Raw genomic sequence first — 15,839 nt, 5'->3', positions numbered from 1 at the left:
AGTGATGTTCAACTTCCGACAAGCCAACTTGCAGGACTTAGAGGCGCTAATCCAACTGCGTCTTGAACTCCTGCGGGAGGCTGGCGATATTAAAGGTGACTCTGACACCACAAACCTAGCAGAAGCAACTCGAAAATATCTTGGCGAAAAAATGCCGTTGGGTGAGTTTTTAGCTTGGGTAGCTGAAGTTGATAGTCAAATTGTTGCCACTAGCAGCTTGGTATTTTTTCAACGACCCCCCTACAACGGGAATTTCTCTGGCTTAGAAGCCTACATTATGAACGTTTATACAATTCCGATGTGGCGAGGACAAGGAATTGCTACAGCATTGTTAAAGGAAATTATCAGCTTTGTGAGAGCAACTGAGGCAAAACGCCTCTGGCTTCACACCACTGAGGATGGTAAACGTATCTATGAGAAGCTTGGTTTTGTCTCGACTTCAAAAGAAATGGAAATTGTCTACTAATGACTTAAATTTTCAATATATTTTTATCTTAAAATAACAAAGTCTTTATAAATCAAGCCATATAAATAAATTACTTGATAATAATTTCAATAAAATTAGAGATGATTACTGTAAAAGTTTGAATAACATCTCTTCTACCTCAGTAAATCTCACTGAAGGCAGATGCTTAAATCTGTATAAATAGCTATTTCTATTTATGTCAAGCTATGAAGACAAAAGTATAAAAAATGTTGTCTTTCTCAAAATCTTTGTTATATTAGTTTACATAAGGCAATAAACCTTAAAAATTAAGTTTGGAGTCCTAACCATGACAAATGTAAGCACAACAAAAGTGACTACTCCTGTAATTGAAGATCGCAACGCTTGGCGTTGGGGCTTTACCCCACAAGCAGAAGTTTGGAATGGTCGCTTGGCAATGATTGGCTTTTCAGCAGCCATTTTGGTAGAGGCTTTTTCTGGTCAAGGCTTCCTACATTTTTGGGGCATCCTGTAAGTTTTAATATCTAAGATGACCTATAAATAAAAAAACCTGGAGTGCTAATTCACTACCAGGTTTTTTATTTGTTTGTCATTTGTCATTTGTCCTTAGTCATTTGTTTAAGGATAATGACTAATGACTATTGACTTAATTACTACCGAATATATTCCTTGAGAACGCTGTTGCGATTTGGATGACGCAACTTGCGAAGTGCCTTCGCCTCAATTTGACGAATTCGTTCGCGGGTGACGTTGAAAATCTGGCCGATTTCCTCAAGGGTTTTCATCCGACCATCATCCAAGCCGTAACGCAGTCTGAGAACATCACGTTCACGTGGGCTAAGACTGTCGAGGACTTTTTCAAGGTCTTCGCGCAAAAGATTTTTGGAAACTTGGTCTTCTGGTGTCTCACCGTCGGATTCAATAAAATCGCCCAATCGAGAATCTTCTTCTTTACCAATTGGCGTTTCTAATGAAATTGGTAACTGAGCCGATTTTGCAATGAACCGCAACTTCTCAATGGTCATTTCCATGCGAGTGGCGATTTCTTCTTCAGTGGGTTTGCGACCCATCTCTTGAGATAGTAACTTGGTAGTTTTCTTAATCCGAGAAATGGTTTCGTAAAGGTGAACTGGAAGACGAATGGTGCGGGATTGATCTGCGATCGCACGGGTAATTGCTTGACGAATCCACCATGTAGCATAAGTGGAGAACTTATAACCTTTTTCGTGGTCAAACTTTTCAGCGGCACGAATCAAACCGAGACTGCCTTCCTGAATTAAGTCCTGGAACGACAAACCACGATTCATGTATTTTTTAGCAATTGAAACTACAAGACGGAGGTTAGATTGCACCATCTTGTCTTTCGCCCGACGACCAACATGGAGGCGATAACGAAAGGCTGGTAGTGGCAGTTGTACTGCTTCTGCCCATTCACTATCTCGAGGATCGCGATCTAACTGTTCACAGAGTCTTTCGCGTACCCTCTCTAATTCGAGCAAATCGGCGATTTTACGCGCCAATTCGATTTCTTCGTCTGCCCGCAACAGCCGAATTCTACCAATTTCTTGCAAGTAAAGCCGAATTGAATCTTCTGTGTAATGCTTTTTCTTGCTTTGTGTCCGACGACGCGATTTAGCGGCTTTTCCAGACTTTGCGTCGTCCTCATCAGACTGAGGCTCTAAAAATTCCTCGTCACCTTCATCGATGATCAGCAAGTCCTCTTCATCGTCTATTAAGAGTTCTTCTAACTCGAGCTCAGGCTGATTTATGATTTCTAGGTCAGGCTGATATATGCTTTCGAGTACGTTGTTAGCCTGGTTCATGCCGCGTTCCTCATGCTCCTTGCAGAATCAATTACTCAAGATGTGTTTACTGCTCTTTTAAACGAGCCAATTGCCAACCGAAAATAAGCTTTTTGGCAGATTTGCCAGAGATATTTTCGGACGTTTTACTCCTCCGGTAGGAGGGTTTTTACTTTAGTTTCAGCAATTACTAAAGGTGACTTGCTCACTTTCGTAAATGTTATATGTGTTGCTATCACATATTGCTTTCAACTAGCTGGTCAAATAAAGACTTGCCTTTTTCAAAAAATTTGCCACTCTATACAAATGAGTTCAGACTGTTGGCAGATTTTCGTATAAAGACTCTTCCGATTGTAGCCTGTTTCACAGAAATTGCACTCTTTTTGTGTATTAATCATGAATTCATTAAGCAACTGTTAGCCACTTTCACCAAAAAGACATTAAAAACGGGATTAATACCCTGAAATTTTTTTTCCACTTTTCGGAATTGCAGTGACGTTCTTATTACATGACGAAGTAAGTATGTTTGCTTTTGCCGAATTTCATGTATTTTACACAACATTAATTACTGAGGAAGAGTGCATTTTATGTTAACTCAGACTATTAATCTTAACCTACCCATTTTTACATTTCCTTCATAAATTACGCATCCCTTAGACTCAAGTGGGTCTTGACCTTGGGTAAATACAACAACGGTGGTGGTGTTTGCCTGAAAGCAGTAACCTTGTGCGTACTAACTACCTTAACTGAGGAGTTAAGGCGGTGACAGAATCGACCTGATCGGAGATCAATTTAGGTTTCACTAATTCGGCCTTATTCACACGTTAGCGCACTGTGGCGATTTCAGCCCTATGAAAGTTGACAAACTCTTCTTATTGTATACAAGGATATTTTAATCAATTCAAAAACATTTTGTCCTGCGAATTCGGCAATATAGTCCTATCTTAGGCAAAAGTACATTAGATACATACGATACAATCGCGATCGCTATGACTCTACATGAAGATATTAACAAGTTTTCAGACTTCTGGTGTGTACTTCCACCAGCCATCATACAGAACCCAGAAGATTACTTGATGATTTTAGTTACAAAGCTTTTTTACGTAACTTAATTGTAAATTTAAATACTTTTATTTCGGTGAGTTTCTGTCATCTTATGATCAGAAATCCTCAAATTACTTATTAATTGCTGTTTGATAGACGATATTCAGTTATTTTCTGGGGTTATAAGAAACGTGTTTCTAGTTTAGGCGAAATTAATCAGTGAGTCAGAGCAAAGAGTATTGTCTAGACTTAGGCTTCTAACGAAGTTGGTAATTTTGCTAGCGCTCAAACATTAATTTTTTGGTAAATATTGACAATATGCAAATTATGTGTTTTGGGCTAACGTAGATTTAGAATTTTTGTAGTTATGTAGTGTTGAAATACTACTATTTGTGTGACAAGTCAACCTAAATTTTTTTTAATTATTGTTAGCGTCTAGTTTAAAGTTAGGGACTGACAAATAAAAAAATATCCAATTAACTCTTGTGGGGTGGGCATCTTGCCCACCCCACAATCATATTGGAAAAATATTAGTGCAAATTAAAGGCGCAACAGCTTACTTCAATGCAACAGATCCCCGACAACTTTTACGAAGTCGGGGATCTTGTTTTTGAGGAATGACTTAGGAATACTGATATTAGATATCTAGATCGGTGAAGTTGAGCTTAGAACCATAGGTTTCGATGAATTCTCGTCTGGGTGCGACCCGATCGCCCATTAAAATTGTGAAGATGCGATCAGCTTCAGCAGCATCCTCAATTTCGACTTGCTTCATTTTACGAGTTTCTGGGTTCATGGTGGTGTCCCAGAGTTGTTGTGGCATCATTTCACCCAAACCTTTGAAGCGTTGGATGGTGTAGTTGGCGTTAGCAGGGAATTTAGCGATCGCTTGATTTTTTTCGCGATCGCTATAGCAATACTCATGATTACGTCCCCGTTCTACTTTAAACAGTGGGGGACAAGCAATATAAATAAAGCCTTGTTCAATGAGCGATCGCTGATATCGATAGAAGAATGTTAACAGCAAAGTCCGAATGTGCGCTCCATCTACGTCAGCGTCAGTCATGATGACTATCCGGTGATAACGCAGTTGAGTAGAATCGAATTCATCACCTTTGACACCTAAACCAAGGGCTGTAATTAACGATTGAACTTCGTTGTTTTTATAGATTTTAGCGTCGTCGGTTTTTTCAATGTTGAGAATTTTACCACGTAGAGGCAAGATTGCTTGAGTGCGGCGATCGCGTCCTTGTTTGGCACTCCCACCTGCTGAGTCCCCTTCCACGATGAAAATCTCAGATTCGCTAGGGTCACGAGAACTACAATCAGCCAATTTACCAGGTAATGGCGAAGATTCCAGCACCGATTTGCGCCGAACTAATTCCCGTGCATGACGGGCTGCTTCTGCGGCTTTGAAGGCTTGGATAGCTTTATCTAAAATTGAGTCGGCTATGGCAGGATGAAATTCTAGATACTCAGTGAGGACTTCTCCCACTAAAGAATCGACAATTCCCCGAACTTCGGTATTACCGAGTTTGGTTTTGGTTTGTCCTTCAAATTCTGGATCTGGGACTTTAACCGAAATTACGGCTGTCAAACCTTCGCGGACGTGTTCGCCACTGAGGTTAGGTTCATTCTCTTTAATTTTATTGCGCTTGCGAGCGATCGCATTTAATGTCCGAGTCAGAACCGCTTTTAACCCTTCTAAGTGGGTACCACCATCCACTGTGCGAATATTATTAGCAAAACCTAGCACATTATCCGTATAAGCATCAGTACACCATTGCAATGAAACTTCCACTTGCACGTTATTCCGTTCTCCCTGCACATAGATAATTTCTTCATGCAGTGGTTGCTTCTCGCGGTTCATGTAGGCGATATATTCTTTAATACCACCCTTATACTCGTAGGATTCTACCTTAGATATATCGCTTTTTAGTAATTCCAGGCGGTGGTCAGTAAAGGTAATTTTGACACCTGCATTCAGATACGCCAATTCCCGTAGGCGACCTGATAAAGTGATGTAATCAAACTCAATACTAGTAGTGAATATTTGGGTATCTGGTTTAAAAGTAACAGAAGTTCCGGTTCTCGCTTCTTTGTAAGGCTTGACTTGTAATTCGGTAACTGGTACGCCTCGTTCATAGCGCTGGATATGAACTTTTTTATCTCGCCAAACTGTAACTTCTACAACTTCAGATAAGGCATTAACAACAGAAATACCAACCCCGTGCAATCCTCCCGAAACTTTGTAGCCACCGCCGCCAAACTTACCACCGGCGTGCAGTACCGTCATCACGGTTTCCAAAGCCGATTTCCCGGTTCGCGAGTGAGTATCGATGGGAATACCGCGACCATCATCTGTTACAGTAACGGAACCATCAGCGTTGATATCCACCTCTATATGAGTGCAATAACCCGCCAAAGCCTCATCAACTGAATTGTCCACCACCTCGTAAACTAAATGGTGGAGTCCTCGCGGGCCGGTAGTACCGATGTACATTCCTGGTCTTTTGCGGACGGCTTCCAGACCTTCCAGAACTTGAATCTGATCGGCACTGTAACTGCTCGTCATGTAAACTCTCCTGATGTGTGGGGTTGAACTCGCCAAAAGGCAAATAAAAGTAAAAACACTCCAAAATTGTAACACAAAAGCCTTGTTGGCGTCTGTAGGGCATTTTCAAGAGAAGTTTATACAGGGGTTGCAGTCCCGTTGCAGAGGGCAGAGGAGTCGGAGGCAGGGGGAGCAGGGAAAGGAGGGGAGGCAAGGGAGCAAGGGAGAGAATTTTCCCCTCCGCCCCTCGCACCCTGCCCCTCTGCCTCTTTTCAATGCCCAATGCCCCATAACCAACCAATGACCAATGACTAATGACTAAATTAATTGTGATTTGTGGGGCAACGGCAACGGGTAAATCGGGTTTGGCTTTGGCTTTGGCGATGCGGTTGGGTTCTGTAATTCTCAGTGCTGATTCTCGTCAAGTTTACCGTGAGTTTGATATCGGGACGGCAAAACCAACTGTGGCGGAACAAAAATTAGTGCCGCACTATTTAATAGATATCTGCGCTCCCACAGACACAATGACCGTAGCAGACTATCAACTACAAGCACAAGCCTTAATTAATTCTCCCCCATCTTCCTCATCTCCTCCACTTCTACTAGTTGGTGGCACTGGTTTATACATCCGTTCTATTGTTCGAGGGATGAAAATTCCGAGAGTCGCACCACAAACGGAATTGCGATCGCAGCTTGAATCTCTAGGCCAACTACAACTCTACGCTATGTTACAACAAGTTGATCCCGTTGCCGCACAAAAGATTCATGGCAATGATTCAGTGCGAACTTTACGAGCATTAGAGGTATTTTACGTAACCGGATATCCAATTTCAGAACAGCAAGGGGAGAATCCACCGAATTATCCGATTTTGCAAATTGGTTTAGATTGCAACGTCGAAAAGTTAGATGCTCGGATTCAACGGCGTACTGAACAAATGATAGCAAATGGTTTGGTTAAAGAGGTGGAGAATCTTTGTCAAAAATATGGCGCTGATTTGTCTTTGTTGAATACTTTAGGATATCAAGAAATCAAGCAATATTTGGCTGGGGATATTTCCTTGGATGAAGCGAAAGAATTAACAGTTTTGCATACCCGACAATTTGCCAAACGACAACGCACTTGGTTTCGAGCATATCCACAAATCGAATGGTTTGATGCCGATGATCATGATTTATTAGAGAATATTTGGCAGCGTATAAATGAGTTTATAAGTTGCACAAGTTCGGGATAATTTTTTGGCTCATGCAAAGACGCAAAAAAGCTTTGCGTCCTTACAGCCAGTATCCTATAGAGTGTCTGGATCTACGCCCATAGTAGCCTTTCTGCTAGTAATTGGGTGCGTTTTTCTGGTTGTTCAGCACTTTGTCGTTCCTGTTTGGTGTGTTCATCTCCAGTCGATAAAACATTCTGAAAAATAAATAATTACTGTAGATTTATGAAATTTTTCAGGTACTAATCAAAAATTTTATAAGCATTTGAATTAAATTAAGCATTCTCTTCTATGTTGATTCAATAAGATTGTATTTTGTCAAGATAATTTAGATGAGTTTCCCTTGGTTTCTCAATCTGTAAGTTTCTTTGGAAGTTGAGGCTTAAGAAGAAGTTCAAATGTTGAGATAAAAGCCATTAGTTATTTCCTTGAGGAGGTGTATTTTTTTACATAGCAATGAGTAGAAGAATTATAAAGCATATTATGGTATTTTCAGATAAAAAATACTATGAAAATTATTAATGTTAATGCAATAGCGGGTCACAATATCCATTCCGAAGAACGTTCGCCTAAATCTAGAGGAATGCTAACAGCTTTGCCGAGTCGGGGGCGATCGCGGGTTTGGGAAATAAATGTTTGTACCTGTGTTGACCCACCCAAGGCATGAAGATAATTGGCAATGCTATCGAGATGTTCTTGGTACTCCGCCTCACTCAAGGGAAAAGAAGCTTGCTCTAGATATTTCCACATTACTTGCAAAAATATCTTTCCCTGTGTCCGCCGAAACTGGACATCGTAAGAATATCCCCACTTATCAAGCAATATCTGACGCAATTCCTGTCCTGTCATAGCTTTTCTCAATCAGATTTTACATTTAGTTATGATGTTAAGTTCCGTGACTCCAGTATGATAAGGATATAAAGAAATGTAATGCTAACAGAAAAGATGCTAAATATATCTTGGAACAAAGAATTATGGCATCGTTGTGAGCGCTAGCATTTCGACTTAGACAAGAGTTGCTCAAGTACTAGTACTTTTGTCAAAATGCTTAACAAAATACACAAAGAGCGCGTAGATTATGGCTCAATTTTCTGAATCAGCAGACGTGCCCGATATGGGGCGTCGTCAGTTCATGAATCTGCTCACTTTTGGGACTGTCACCGGAGTGGCTCTGGGTGCATTGTATCCCGTTGTCAAGTACTTTATTCCTCCCGCTGCTGCTGGTGCTGGTGGCGGTGTAACGGCAAAAGACGAGCTAGGTAACGATGTTAGTGTCACTAAATTTCTAGAAAACCGGAATGCAGGCGATCGCAACCTAGTCCAAGGACTAAAGGGAGATCCTACCTATATTGTGGTAGACAGCAAAGAGGCGATCAAAGATTACGGCATTAACGCCATCTGTACCCACTTAGGTTGTGTCGTCCCCTGGAACATTGCTGAGAACAAATTCAAATGTCCTTGTCACGGTTCCCAGTATGACGAAACTGGTAAAGTTGTTCGGGGCCCAGCACCTCTATCTCTGGCTTTAGCCCATACCAACGTCAACGACGACAAAATCGTTTTAACCCCTTGGACTGAAACCGACTTCCGCACAGGTGATGCACCTTGGTGGGGTTAATCAGTGCTGAGTGCAAAGTGCTGAGTGCTGAGTAAGGGATGAGGGAGTAAGAATTTTAGATTTTAGATTTTAGATTTTAGATTAAAGAATTGAAATTTAATCCAAAAGACGCTCGCGGACTTGCTAACGCTGCGCTATCGTCAATCTAAAATCCAAAATTGAATTGCCCAATGCCCAATAACTAATTACTAATTCAATCGTCGCCCTTATTAGAGATGAGAAATGTTTTCATAACAGCGAGGTTAACTCGCAGTGCTAGAGCGATTGTAAAAACATTGCTCATAGCGATCGCCACTGTGACATTTTACTTCACCAGCGATTTAGCACTTCCCCAATCAGCTGCCGCCTATCCATTTTGGGCACAGCAAACCTATCCCGAAACCCCTCGCGAACCAACCGGGCGAATTGTTTGTGCCAACTGTCACCTAGCCGCCAAGCCGACAGAAGTGGAAGTTCCTCAATCGGTGCTACCTGACACTGTATTCAAAGCTGTAGTGAAAATCCCCTACGATTTGAGCGCCCAGCAAGTTGGTGCTGATGGTTCCAAGGTTGGCTTGAACGTCGGTGCTGTACTGATGCTACCTGAAGGCTTTAAGATTGCTCCTGAAGACCGTATTTCCGAGGAACTTAAAGAAGAAATTGGCGACACTGCCTTCCAACCCTACAGCGAAGATAAAGAAAACGTCGTCATCGTCGGTCCTTTACCAGGTGAACAGTATCAGGAAATCATCTTCCCAGTTCTTTCTCCTAACCCCGCAACCGACAAAAACATCCACTTCGGTAAATATTCAGTTCACGTAGGTGGTAATCGGGGACGCGGACAAGTTTATCCCACTGGCGAAAAGAGCAATAACACTGTTTACAACGCTTCCGCTACTGGCACAATTACCAAGATTGCCAAAGAGGAAGATGAAGATGGTAACGTTAAATATCTAGTTAACATCCAACCTGAATCTGGTGATGTTGTTGTTGATACGATTCCTTTAGGGCCAGAATTGCTTGTTTCCGAAGGGCAAACAGTTAAGTCTGGTGATGCTTTGACCAGCAATCCAAATGTTGGTGGATTTGGTCAAATAGATGCAGAAATCGTATTGCAAGACGCATCTAGAGTCAAATGGTTAATTGCGTTCATCGCTCTTGTGATGTTGGCTCAAGTTATGCTGGTGCTGAAGAAGAAGCAGGTTGAAAAAGTTCAAGCTGCTGAGATGAATTTCTAAATTCTTGGCGAAATCATTATTTGTAGGACAGGCAAGATGCCTGTCTTTTTTCATAGCGATCGCCTTGCAGGTCGAGTCATCGTTTATAAGACAATGCTCTCTATAACAGGTAGGAGAGGTTTCAATGGAGGGTTTACTGTTCGGGATCTTGTCACTACCTAGTTGGATAATATGGCCTAAATGGTATTTTTCTATCCTATCGTTCACGAAACTGGCTTCTACTCTTAAGTATCGCTTTGTTCTACTCCTAACTCCTATTATCTGTGTGGGAATCCTTTTTTTGATTTTGCGATTTTTGGGATCAAAGGATGTCCGCAATGATGCTTTCTATCTGATTTTCTACCTAGTGATGGGAACTAGTTGGTTGGGAATAGCTGTAGAAACCTTTCTATTTTGTGGCTTAAGTGTTCGTGATGATGCGATAGAAAGGCAGAACATAGCTGCTTCCTGTGGTATTAGCGGTGCTTTAATTGGTGTTACCCTCTGCTTTGCTGGTGGAAACATTGGAGATGGACCTGGCTGGTGGACTGTTGTCTATTCGGCAATGCTATCTACAGGTGCATGGTTTTTGTTATGGCTGGTTCTAGAATTTTTCACGCACATTTCTGAAGCGATCGCTATTGACAGAGACAGCGCATCCGGTTTGCGTCTGGCTGGTTTTTTAGTAGCATCTGGCGCAATTTTGGGTTGGGCTGTTGCCGGAGAATGGGAATCTTTGGGTGCGGCTACAGACCATTTTTGACTGTTGTAAATGGGACCCCCAAGTCGAAGACGTTGCAACTCTAGCCAACTTTCCCCTGGTGTTGAACCGGGAAACATGGCATGAATTGACGCAACTGGCGGAAAAATTAGCTGCGGAAACCCTCGCTGCTGAACAAGAAATTTTACTCCAATCTCATCTGCAAAAACACTTAAATCTACCGCCAGCGATTCAGAAATTATGGCAGCATCCATCTATCCAGACATCGCCCAAAGGAGTGCGGGTGATTCGGTTTGATTTTCACTTCACCACTGAGGGCTGGCGGATTTCTGAGGCCAATTCGGATGTTCCCAGTGGTTACATTGAAGCTTCTGGCTTTACTAACTTAGTAGCACAATGCTATTCACCACCCCCTTGGGCAACCCTGCCCTAGCCCTAGCTACCGCCATTCGGGAATCTGTTGGTGAGGGCGCTCATGTTGCTCTCGCCCATGCCACTGCTTATACTGATGACCGTCAAGTGATGACTTATCTGGCGCAGCATTTCCAGCAAGTCGGCTTACAAACTTATCTAATTAGTCCTGCCCAACTCCGGTGGGAGGGAGGGTGTCCGTTGTTACTTAACCACCAGTCCCCAACATCAATTGATTTCCTGTATCGATTTTTTCCTGTGGAGTGGTTGCCCAATCTACCCAAAGCCTCTGGCTGGCAGCACCTATTTGGTTTAGTGCAAATCCCTCAGTGCAACCCTACCTCTGCCTTAATTACCCAGACTAAGAGGTTTCCCTTAGTGTGGGATGCCCTGAAAACACAACTACCAACTTGGCGTTCCCTATTGCCAGAAACTCGTGACTCCCGACAAGTCCGCGACCTGAAGGATGAAGCATGGGTACTCAAACCGACTCTGGGTCGCATCGGAGAGAACATCGGTATTTTGGGAGTAACCGAAAAAAAGGATTGGCTAAAGATTCAACAAAGCGCCAAACAACATCCAGAAAAATGGGTGGCACAGCGTCGATTTGAAATAATACCTTTGTTGACCGCAGAAGGCTATTTCTATCCTTGCATTGGAGTCTACACAATTAATGGTCGTGCGGCTGGGGCTTATGGTCGCTTGGGTAGCAGACTAATCGACGCAACTGCCCAGGATGTGGCTATCCTAACTCAAGCTCAAAAAGCAGTAGGGGAATAATGCAACCAAGAGAATTTTTTGCTATCTGGGCACCTAAGGAAGTAGTTTGGTCGCGTTGGGCTAAACCAGTAGTTTTTAGCCAATTGACTCAGAGTCGTGTTGCTGCTGTCGTTCCCAGAAATGAGTTCAGCATGAATACTGATGGCATTCCTACACCCGATCGCAGCACATTTATACTGGTAAATTTACCAGGGATAGAGTCGGTTGAGTTAGGCGTTGCTTTAGCCCAACGGGGCTATCGACCCGTCCCTTTATATAATTGCTGTGAAGGTGTTAATGCAATCATTCCAATGGGAGTGATTATAGATAGCTTGGTGAGTGCAACGCCGATACTGCAACAATTGCAGCTTCCTTTACTTGCTCCCCCGGCATTTTTGATTGATGCCAACCGAATGCGGGATACTTCAAAACCTTCTCCAGGGGATTTTGACAATCGCTGGTTACTATTTCCCCAGGATTTTCCGTCTGCCAAGTTTCTTTTATCTCAGGGTATCCAGAGGGTAGTGCTGCTACAAAAAAACAATACACCTGAGTCCGACCTCGCCCACGTCTTGTTACTCTGGCAACAACAGGGAATTCAATTACTCAGGCAGAATCCCTCGGTGTCAGGTCAACCTGTACCTTTGAGCGTCAGTCGCCCTCGTTGGTTTAGAAATTTCTGGTATCGTGCCTTAACGCTGCTGTTTCTCAGACGCAACAGTGCAGGTGGCTTCGGTTCGGTGATTCCTAATGAATCTAGTACTGGCGGTGGATGAAGAGTGTTGAGTGCTGAGTGCTGTTAGCGGTAGCGGGGCGTTCAGCCCGTGCTGAGTGCTGAGTTAAAATCAAGGTGCAATATGAATACATCGTCGGTATTTTAAGCATTCTGGTAGTCCCGTCCTTTTTGGGGATGGGGATTTCCCGTAGTACTTGATGTTTCCATTTGCTGCTGTCTTGGGCGAGCAATGTTTCTAATTCAAATTGTAAAAGTGGGAATCGGTGAGCTAGAAGTTTTCCAGGCAACATGCTCACCGAATTAAAACTCTATTCTAATGGTTTCGTTAGTATCAAGCCTTATTTATATTTCTCAACAGTGCCCAATCCTAAAGGTAATCCTCAAAATTTTGAACCAGCGCAACCAAAAGGAAATGAGCCATTAACCGACCAATTAAGCTTTCGTGTCACCAAGGAAATGAAGGAAGAAGTGAAAGCTAAAGACGACCCTCCAGAATTTTGTCGTCAAGCCATCCAAGAGAAGCTAGATAGAGAGAAGTAGCCTGTTTTGTCAGAAGAGTTTGCAGACTAGAACAGGGGATTGTGTTTATCATCCCAACATTTGCGATCGCTCCAATTTCTGCCAGTATGTTCACATTCGGATGCATCATCTATCCAAGGAATTGATGTAGAGTGGTACGAGTTTCCAGTGACAGCGAATAAGCTAGCAGTGAATAAGGGCAATAATAAGGATAAAGTTACCAGTGTGCAAATCGGTAGAATTATTAAATATCCAGTGAGCAGGATAACGTTACTCTTAGTCCAAAAAACTGCACCTATCTTATTATTTTTTGGACGAGTTTTTAAGCTGGTTCTTGAATTCGAGAAAAGCATAATGCAACCCTACTAATACCAGTTTATATAAAAATCTCATTTGATTCGTAAAAGCCAAACAGACTGAGAGCTAACCGGATCGGGTTTTGGATCTGAGTATATTCAGCAGAAATGAAACAAGATTTTTATACAAGTATGGATTTTTACATAAGAATATTATTGAAGCTGTATACTCTTATGTCAAATGTGCAAGTGGCGAATTCTTAGAACCTTTAATATTTGGACGCTAAAAAATATTTTTCATGAAAATATGTTGAAGTTGTGGCGATCGCTCTTGCGTAAATACTGGTAAATTTAACTCACATCCTTCTTTGAACAATGCAGCAAAAATACTGATATAACGCTGAATTGTTCTGTAACTAAACCTCGTCTAACTTGAGAACTGTAGTTTTTTACCAAAATTTTGCGATTGCTTCCTACCCTGCGGGAACGCTAAGAGCGAACGTCGCAATGACACAACAGAATAATTCAAAACTCCAGGTTTCAACATGGACGAGGTTTAATACCAAAAGTTGGTGTAATGCTGGCAGAATAGAAGTAGCGTTAATTCTTTTTTATCGCTAAAAGCGTAGCTTGCTTCCCTGAAAGGGTACGCGGACTCGCTCTAAGCGTTCGCGCAGCGTCTCGTAAGAGAAGCCATGCCGTTCGCGTTAGCGTCTCTGAAAGAGAAGGCTTTACGCTGCACTAACAAAATTCAAAATAAAACAGGAGTCAGAATTCAGAATTCAGAATTGGTGAATACTCTACCCATAGGTGAATACTCTACCCATAAAGGGATAGAGTTTTGATTAGGAATAATATTTTAATTTTTTTCGCGCCACTTGCGGGCAAGGTTTTAAACCAATATTCATTACCCAGTCGTACAGAATTCAATTCTGAATTCTGACCGGAGGCGGAGCGTCTCCGGCTCCGCTCCTGAGTTCTGAATTCTTCTTATAAAGAATTAGTATTACTCTACTGGCAAATTGGGCGAGATATTCTGAATCGCCAACAGCAGCAGGGTTGGGGTGCAAAAGTTATTAATAGTCTGGCCGCTGACTTGCAGAAAGCTTTTCCAGAGATGAAAGGCTTTTCGCTTCGGAACCTTAAGTATATGCGGGCATTTGCCGAAGCTTATCCAGATGAGCAATTAGTGCAAGCGCCTCTTGCACTAATTAGTTGGTATCACAACATCACTTTGTTGGAAAAGCTAAAGTCTCCAGAGGAACGTCTTTGGTACGTACAACAGACTATCCAGCATGGCTGGAGTCGGAATGTTTTAGTTCACCAAATTGAAAGCAAGTTGTATCACCGTCAGGGTAAAGCAACCACCAACTTTAACCACACTCTGCCTCAACCACAATCAGAATTAGCACAGCAATTGTTGAAAGACCCCTACACTTTTGATTTTCTCAATTTATGATAACTTCTTGTATCCCTGCGTCTTCCATAAACAACTACTACCAAATTCGATTTCCATTTTCATCAAGTCGTGCCTGCCGAATTACGTCAGAGATTTCTTCAGCATCTTTAATGTGATGGAGTGCCTTCTTTTCGCCGTTGGGTTCATCCACAACAAAGTAAGTCGGGACTGTGATTCTGTCGCCTGTAATGTCTGCAACATCATCGACAGCTTTCTGTTTAGCCTTCTCTTCAATTGATTGAGGCTGATCAGAAATTTTATCTCCTGGATTCGCGGTTAAGTTTCTTTCGTTCACATCTGGTTTTTCACGAGAATCCCGATCTTCGCTTACTGGTTGATTAATTTGGTTTTCTTGATTTTTATCACTCATGGCACTTTCAGCTATTAAAACATGTTGATTGACTAACAACAGCTTAAAAAATCAAAGGCATAAAGAGTTCTTTCTCTGGAGAGAGTTTGAAAAGAAATTTTATGAGGAGCATATCTTAAGTTAGACTCTAGCTCTCAGATTTATAAATAACCTCTTACTTCAGAAATAAATAAAAATTAAAAATTAAAGTTGCCGGAACAACTCTTAAAAAAAGCAAAGCACAAATGTACATTAATCATGGTGCGATCGCGCCGTAGTATAAGCAACTTCAAAGCCAGGAATTCCGATTCTCGTAAAAGGCTTGCCAGATAGCAGCGTTGATTATCTGATTATCCAAGATGGGCCAAAGATTGCTGAGTACGCTATCAATCCAATCTGTACCCATTTAGGATGTACAGTCTCATGGGATCTTGAGAAGAATCACTTTATTTGTCCTTGTCATGGATCTCAATACGATTCTCAGGGGCGAGTTGTTCAAGGCCCAGCTAAACGCTCTTTACCACTAATCACTGTAGTAGTCAAGCAAAATCAAATTCGTTTAGTCGATCGCAAACCTGCTGTAGATCCTCGTTAACCTAGCCAATATCAAATTAGATTGGACAATGCCACTAAGCAAGTCAAAAATCATAAAAGGCTAACAAAAATTACTGCATGATTTGGATTTGTCGGGTAAGCTGACAACAGCAGTTTTAACCCTC

The 15,839-nt window shown here is 42.1% G+C and carries 18 protein-coding genes; 13 read left to right on the top strand and 5 right to left on the bottom strand.

Annotated elements, in window-relative coordinates; all coding sequences use genetic code 11:
* The first annotated feature begins 4 nt into the window (after window positions 1-4).
* Window positions 5-466 (top strand): GNAT family N-acetyltransferase, encoded by a 462-nt coding sequence (locus V7K76_RS26120; RefSeq protein WP_334777439.1) that lies wholly within the window; start codon window positions 5-7, stop codon window positions 464-466.
* Between the two features lie 307 nt (window positions 467-773).
* Window positions 774-959, top strand: a complete 186-nt coding sequence (locus tag V7K76_RS26115) for a chlorophyll a/b-binding protein (protein ID WP_334777438.1) — start codon at window positions 774-776, stop codon at window positions 957-959.
* A gap of 139 nt (window positions 960-1,098) precedes the next feature.
* On the opposite strand, the gene rpoD is transcribed toward V7K76_RS26115, so the two are convergent.
* Both rpoD and gyrB read right to left on the bottom strand, forming a co-directional pair.
* The gene (gene rpoD, locus V7K76_RS26110; RefSeq protein WP_069073375.1) at window positions 1,099-2,268 is read right to left on the bottom strand and encodes an RNA polymerase sigma factor RpoD; all 1,170 of its coding nucleotides are present in this window, start codon (window positions 2,266-2,268) and stop codon (window positions 1,099-1,101) included.
* Window positions 2,269-3,928: 1,660 nt separating this feature from the next.
* The gene (gene gyrB, locus V7K76_RS26105) at window positions 3,929-5,866 is read right to left on the bottom strand and encodes a DNA topoisomerase (ATP-hydrolyzing) subunit B (RefSeq protein ID WP_334777436.1); all 1,938 of its coding nucleotides are present in this window, start codon (window positions 5,864-5,866) and stop codon (window positions 3,929-3,931) included.
* Between the two features lie 293 nt (window positions 5,867-6,159).
* On the opposite strand from gyrB, the gene miaA reads away from it, so the two are divergent.
* A complete protein-coding gene (gene miaA / locus V7K76_RS26100; protein WP_334777435.1) occupies window positions 6,160-7,077 on the top strand; it encodes a tRNA (adenosine(37)-N6)-dimethylallyltransferase MiaA in 918 nt (305 codons plus the stop codon).
* 519 nt (window positions 7,078-7,596) lie between these two features.
* On the opposite strand, the gene V7K76_RS26095 is transcribed toward miaA, so the two are convergent.
* Entirely contained in the window at window positions 7,597-7,905 is a 309-nt protein-coding gene (locus V7K76_RS26095; RefSeq protein ID WP_334777434.1) for a DUF3067 family protein, read from the bottom strand.
* A 229-nt stretch (window positions 7,906-8,134) separates the two neighbouring features.
* Between V7K76_RS26095 and petC the strand changes: the two genes are divergently transcribed.
* The 8 genes from petC to V7K76_RS26055 all read left to right on the top strand — a co-directional run bounded on the left by petC (window position 8,135) and on the right by V7K76_RS26055 (window position 13,037).
* On the top strand, window positions 8,135-8,674 hold the full coding sequence (gene petC, locus V7K76_RS26090; RefSeq protein ID WP_334777433.1) for a cytochrome b6-f complex iron-sulfur subunit: 540 nt from the start codon (window positions 8,135-8,137) through the stop codon (window positions 8,672-8,674).
* 215 nt (window positions 8,675-8,889) lie between these two features.
* Window positions 8,890-9,891: a cytochrome f gene (petA, locus tag V7K76_RS26085; protein WP_334777432.1), complete on the top strand. Its 1,002-nt coding sequence runs from the start codon at window positions 8,890-8,892 to the stop codon at window positions 9,889-9,891.
* 36 nt (window positions 9,892-9,927) lie between these two features.
* Window positions 9,928-10,053, top strand: coding sequence for a hypothetical protein (locus tag V7K76_RS26080; protein WP_334777431.1), 126 nt, complete (start codon window positions 9,928-9,930; stop codon window positions 10,051-10,053).
* A gap of 103 nt (window positions 10,054-10,156) precedes the next feature.
* Complete coding sequence (locus V7K76_RS26075) at window positions 10,157-10,633, top strand: DUF350 domain-containing protein (protein WP_334951243.1); 477 nt, start codon at window positions 10,157-10,159, stop codon at window positions 10,631-10,633.
* Window positions 10,611-11,024, top strand: a complete 414-nt coding sequence (locus V7K76_RS26070; protein WP_334951241.1) for a hypothetical protein — start codon at window positions 10,611-10,613, stop codon at window positions 11,022-11,024. Before V7K76_RS26075 ends, V7K76_RS26070 begins: the two co-directional genes overlap by 23 nt.
* Window positions 10,988-11,782: a glutathionylspermidine synthase family protein gene (locus tag V7K76_RS26065; RefSeq protein WP_334951239.1), complete on the top strand. Its 795-nt coding sequence runs from the start codon at window positions 10,988-10,990 to the stop codon at window positions 11,780-11,782. Before V7K76_RS26070 ends, V7K76_RS26065 begins: the two co-directional genes overlap by 37 nt.
* Window positions 11,782-12,537, top strand: coding sequence for a hypothetical protein (locus V7K76_RS26060; protein WP_334951237.1), 756 nt, complete (start codon window positions 11,782-11,784; stop codon window positions 12,535-12,537). The genes V7K76_RS26065 and V7K76_RS26060 overlap by 1 nt, the downstream gene beginning before the upstream one ends.
* A gap of 248 nt (window positions 12,538-12,785) precedes the next feature.
* A complete protein-coding gene (locus V7K76_RS26055) occupies window positions 12,786-13,037 on the top strand; it encodes a hypothetical protein (RefSeq protein WP_334777426.1) in 252 nt (83 codons plus the stop codon).
* A 26-nt stretch (window positions 13,038-13,063) separates the two neighbouring features.
* On the opposite strand, the gene V7K76_RS26050 is transcribed toward V7K76_RS26055, so the two are convergent.
* Window positions 13,064-13,369 carry a hypothetical protein gene (locus V7K76_RS26050; protein WP_334777425.1) on the bottom strand — a complete coding sequence of 102 codons (306 nt, stop codon included), beginning with the start codon at window positions 13,367-13,369 and terminating at the stop codon, window positions 13,064-13,066.
* A gap of 922 nt (window positions 13,370-14,291) precedes the next feature.
* Between V7K76_RS26050 and V7K76_RS26045 the strand changes: the two genes are divergently transcribed.
* Window positions 14,292-14,771 carry a DUF1016 N-terminal domain-containing protein gene (locus tag V7K76_RS26045; RefSeq protein WP_334777454.1) on the top strand — a complete coding sequence of 160 codons (480 nt, stop codon included), beginning with the start codon at window positions 14,292-14,294 and terminating at the stop codon, window positions 14,769-14,771.
* A 37-nt stretch (window positions 14,772-14,808) separates the two neighbouring features.
* Here V7K76_RS26045 and V7K76_RS26040 read toward each other — a convergent pair whose 3' ends face one another.
* Window positions 14,809-15,141: a hypothetical protein gene (locus tag V7K76_RS26040; RefSeq protein WP_334777424.1), complete on the bottom strand. Its 333-nt coding sequence runs from the start codon at window positions 15,139-15,141 to the stop codon at window positions 14,809-14,811.
* Between the two features lie 301 nt (window positions 15,142-15,442).
* Here V7K76_RS26040 and V7K76_RS26035 point away from each other — a divergent pair, with 301 nt between their 5' ends.
* A complete protein-coding gene (locus V7K76_RS26035) occupies window positions 15,443-15,715 on the top strand; it encodes a Rieske 2Fe-2S domain-containing protein (protein ID WP_334777423.1) in 273 nt (90 codons plus the stop codon).
* Window positions 15,716-15,839: the final 124 nt, after the last annotated feature.

The organism is Nostoc sp. (assembly GCF_036917975.1).
Taxonomy (GTDB): Bacteria; Cyanobacteriota; Cyanobacteriia; order Cyanobacteriales; family Nostocaceae; genus Nostoc.
This window is presented reverse-complemented; position numbering and strand designations above follow the sequence as displayed.

What these genes read in the sequence shown, in the direction of transcription:
- V7K76_RS26120 (WP_334777439.1), top strand. Translation starts at nt 5, where the DNA reads ATGTTCAACTTCCGACAAGCCAACTTGCAGGACTTAGAGGCGCTAATC.
- V7K76_RS26115 (WP_334777438.1), top strand. Translation starts at nt 774, where the DNA reads ATGACAAATGTAAGCACAACAAAAGTGACTACTCCTGTAATTGAAGAT.
- rpoD (WP_069073375.1), bottom strand. Translation starts at nt 2,268, where the DNA reads ATGAACCAGGCTAACAACGTACTCGAAAGCATATATCAGCCTGACCTA.
- gyrB (WP_334777436.1), bottom strand. Translation starts at nt 5,866, where the DNA reads ATGACGAGCAGTTACAGTGCCGATCAGATTCAAGTTCTGGAAGGTCTG.
- miaA (WP_334777435.1), top strand. Translation starts at nt 6,160, where the DNA reads ATGACTAAATTAATTGTGATTTGTGGGGCAACGGCAACGGGTAAATCG.
- V7K76_RS26095 (WP_334777434.1), bottom strand. Translation starts at nt 7,905, where the DNA reads ATGACAGGACAGGAATTGCGTCAGATATTGCTTGATAAGTGGGGATAT.
- petC (WP_334777433.1), top strand. Translation starts at nt 8,135, where the DNA reads ATGGCTCAATTTTCTGAATCAGCAGACGTGCCCGATATGGGGCGTCGT.
- petA (WP_334777432.1), top strand. Translation starts at nt 8,890, where the DNA reads ATGAGAAATGTTTTCATAACAGCGAGGTTAACTCGCAGTGCTAGAGCG.
- V7K76_RS26080 (WP_334777431.1), top strand. Translation starts at nt 9,928, where the DNA reads ATGCCTGTCTTTTTTCATAGCGATCGCCTTGCAGGTCGAGTCATCGTT.
- V7K76_RS26065 (WP_334951239.1), top strand. Translation starts at nt 10,988, where the DNA reads ATGCTATTCACCACCCCCTTGGGCAACCCTGCCCTAGCCCTAGCTACC.
- V7K76_RS26060 (WP_334951237.1), top strand. Translation starts at nt 11,782, where the DNA reads ATGCAACCAAGAGAATTTTTTGCTATCTGGGCACCTAAGGAAGTAGTT.
- V7K76_RS26055 (WP_334777426.1), top strand. Translation starts at nt 12,786, where the DNA reads ATGCTCACCGAATTAAAACTCTATTCTAATGGTTTCGTTAGTATCAAG.
- V7K76_RS26050 (WP_334777425.1), bottom strand. Translation starts at nt 13,369, where the DNA reads ATGCTTTTCTCGAATTCAAGAACCAGCTTAAAAACTCGTCCAAAAAAT.
- V7K76_RS26040 (WP_334777424.1), bottom strand. Translation starts at nt 15,141, where the DNA reads ATGAGTGATAAAAATCAAGAAAACCAAATTAATCAACCAGTAAGCGAA.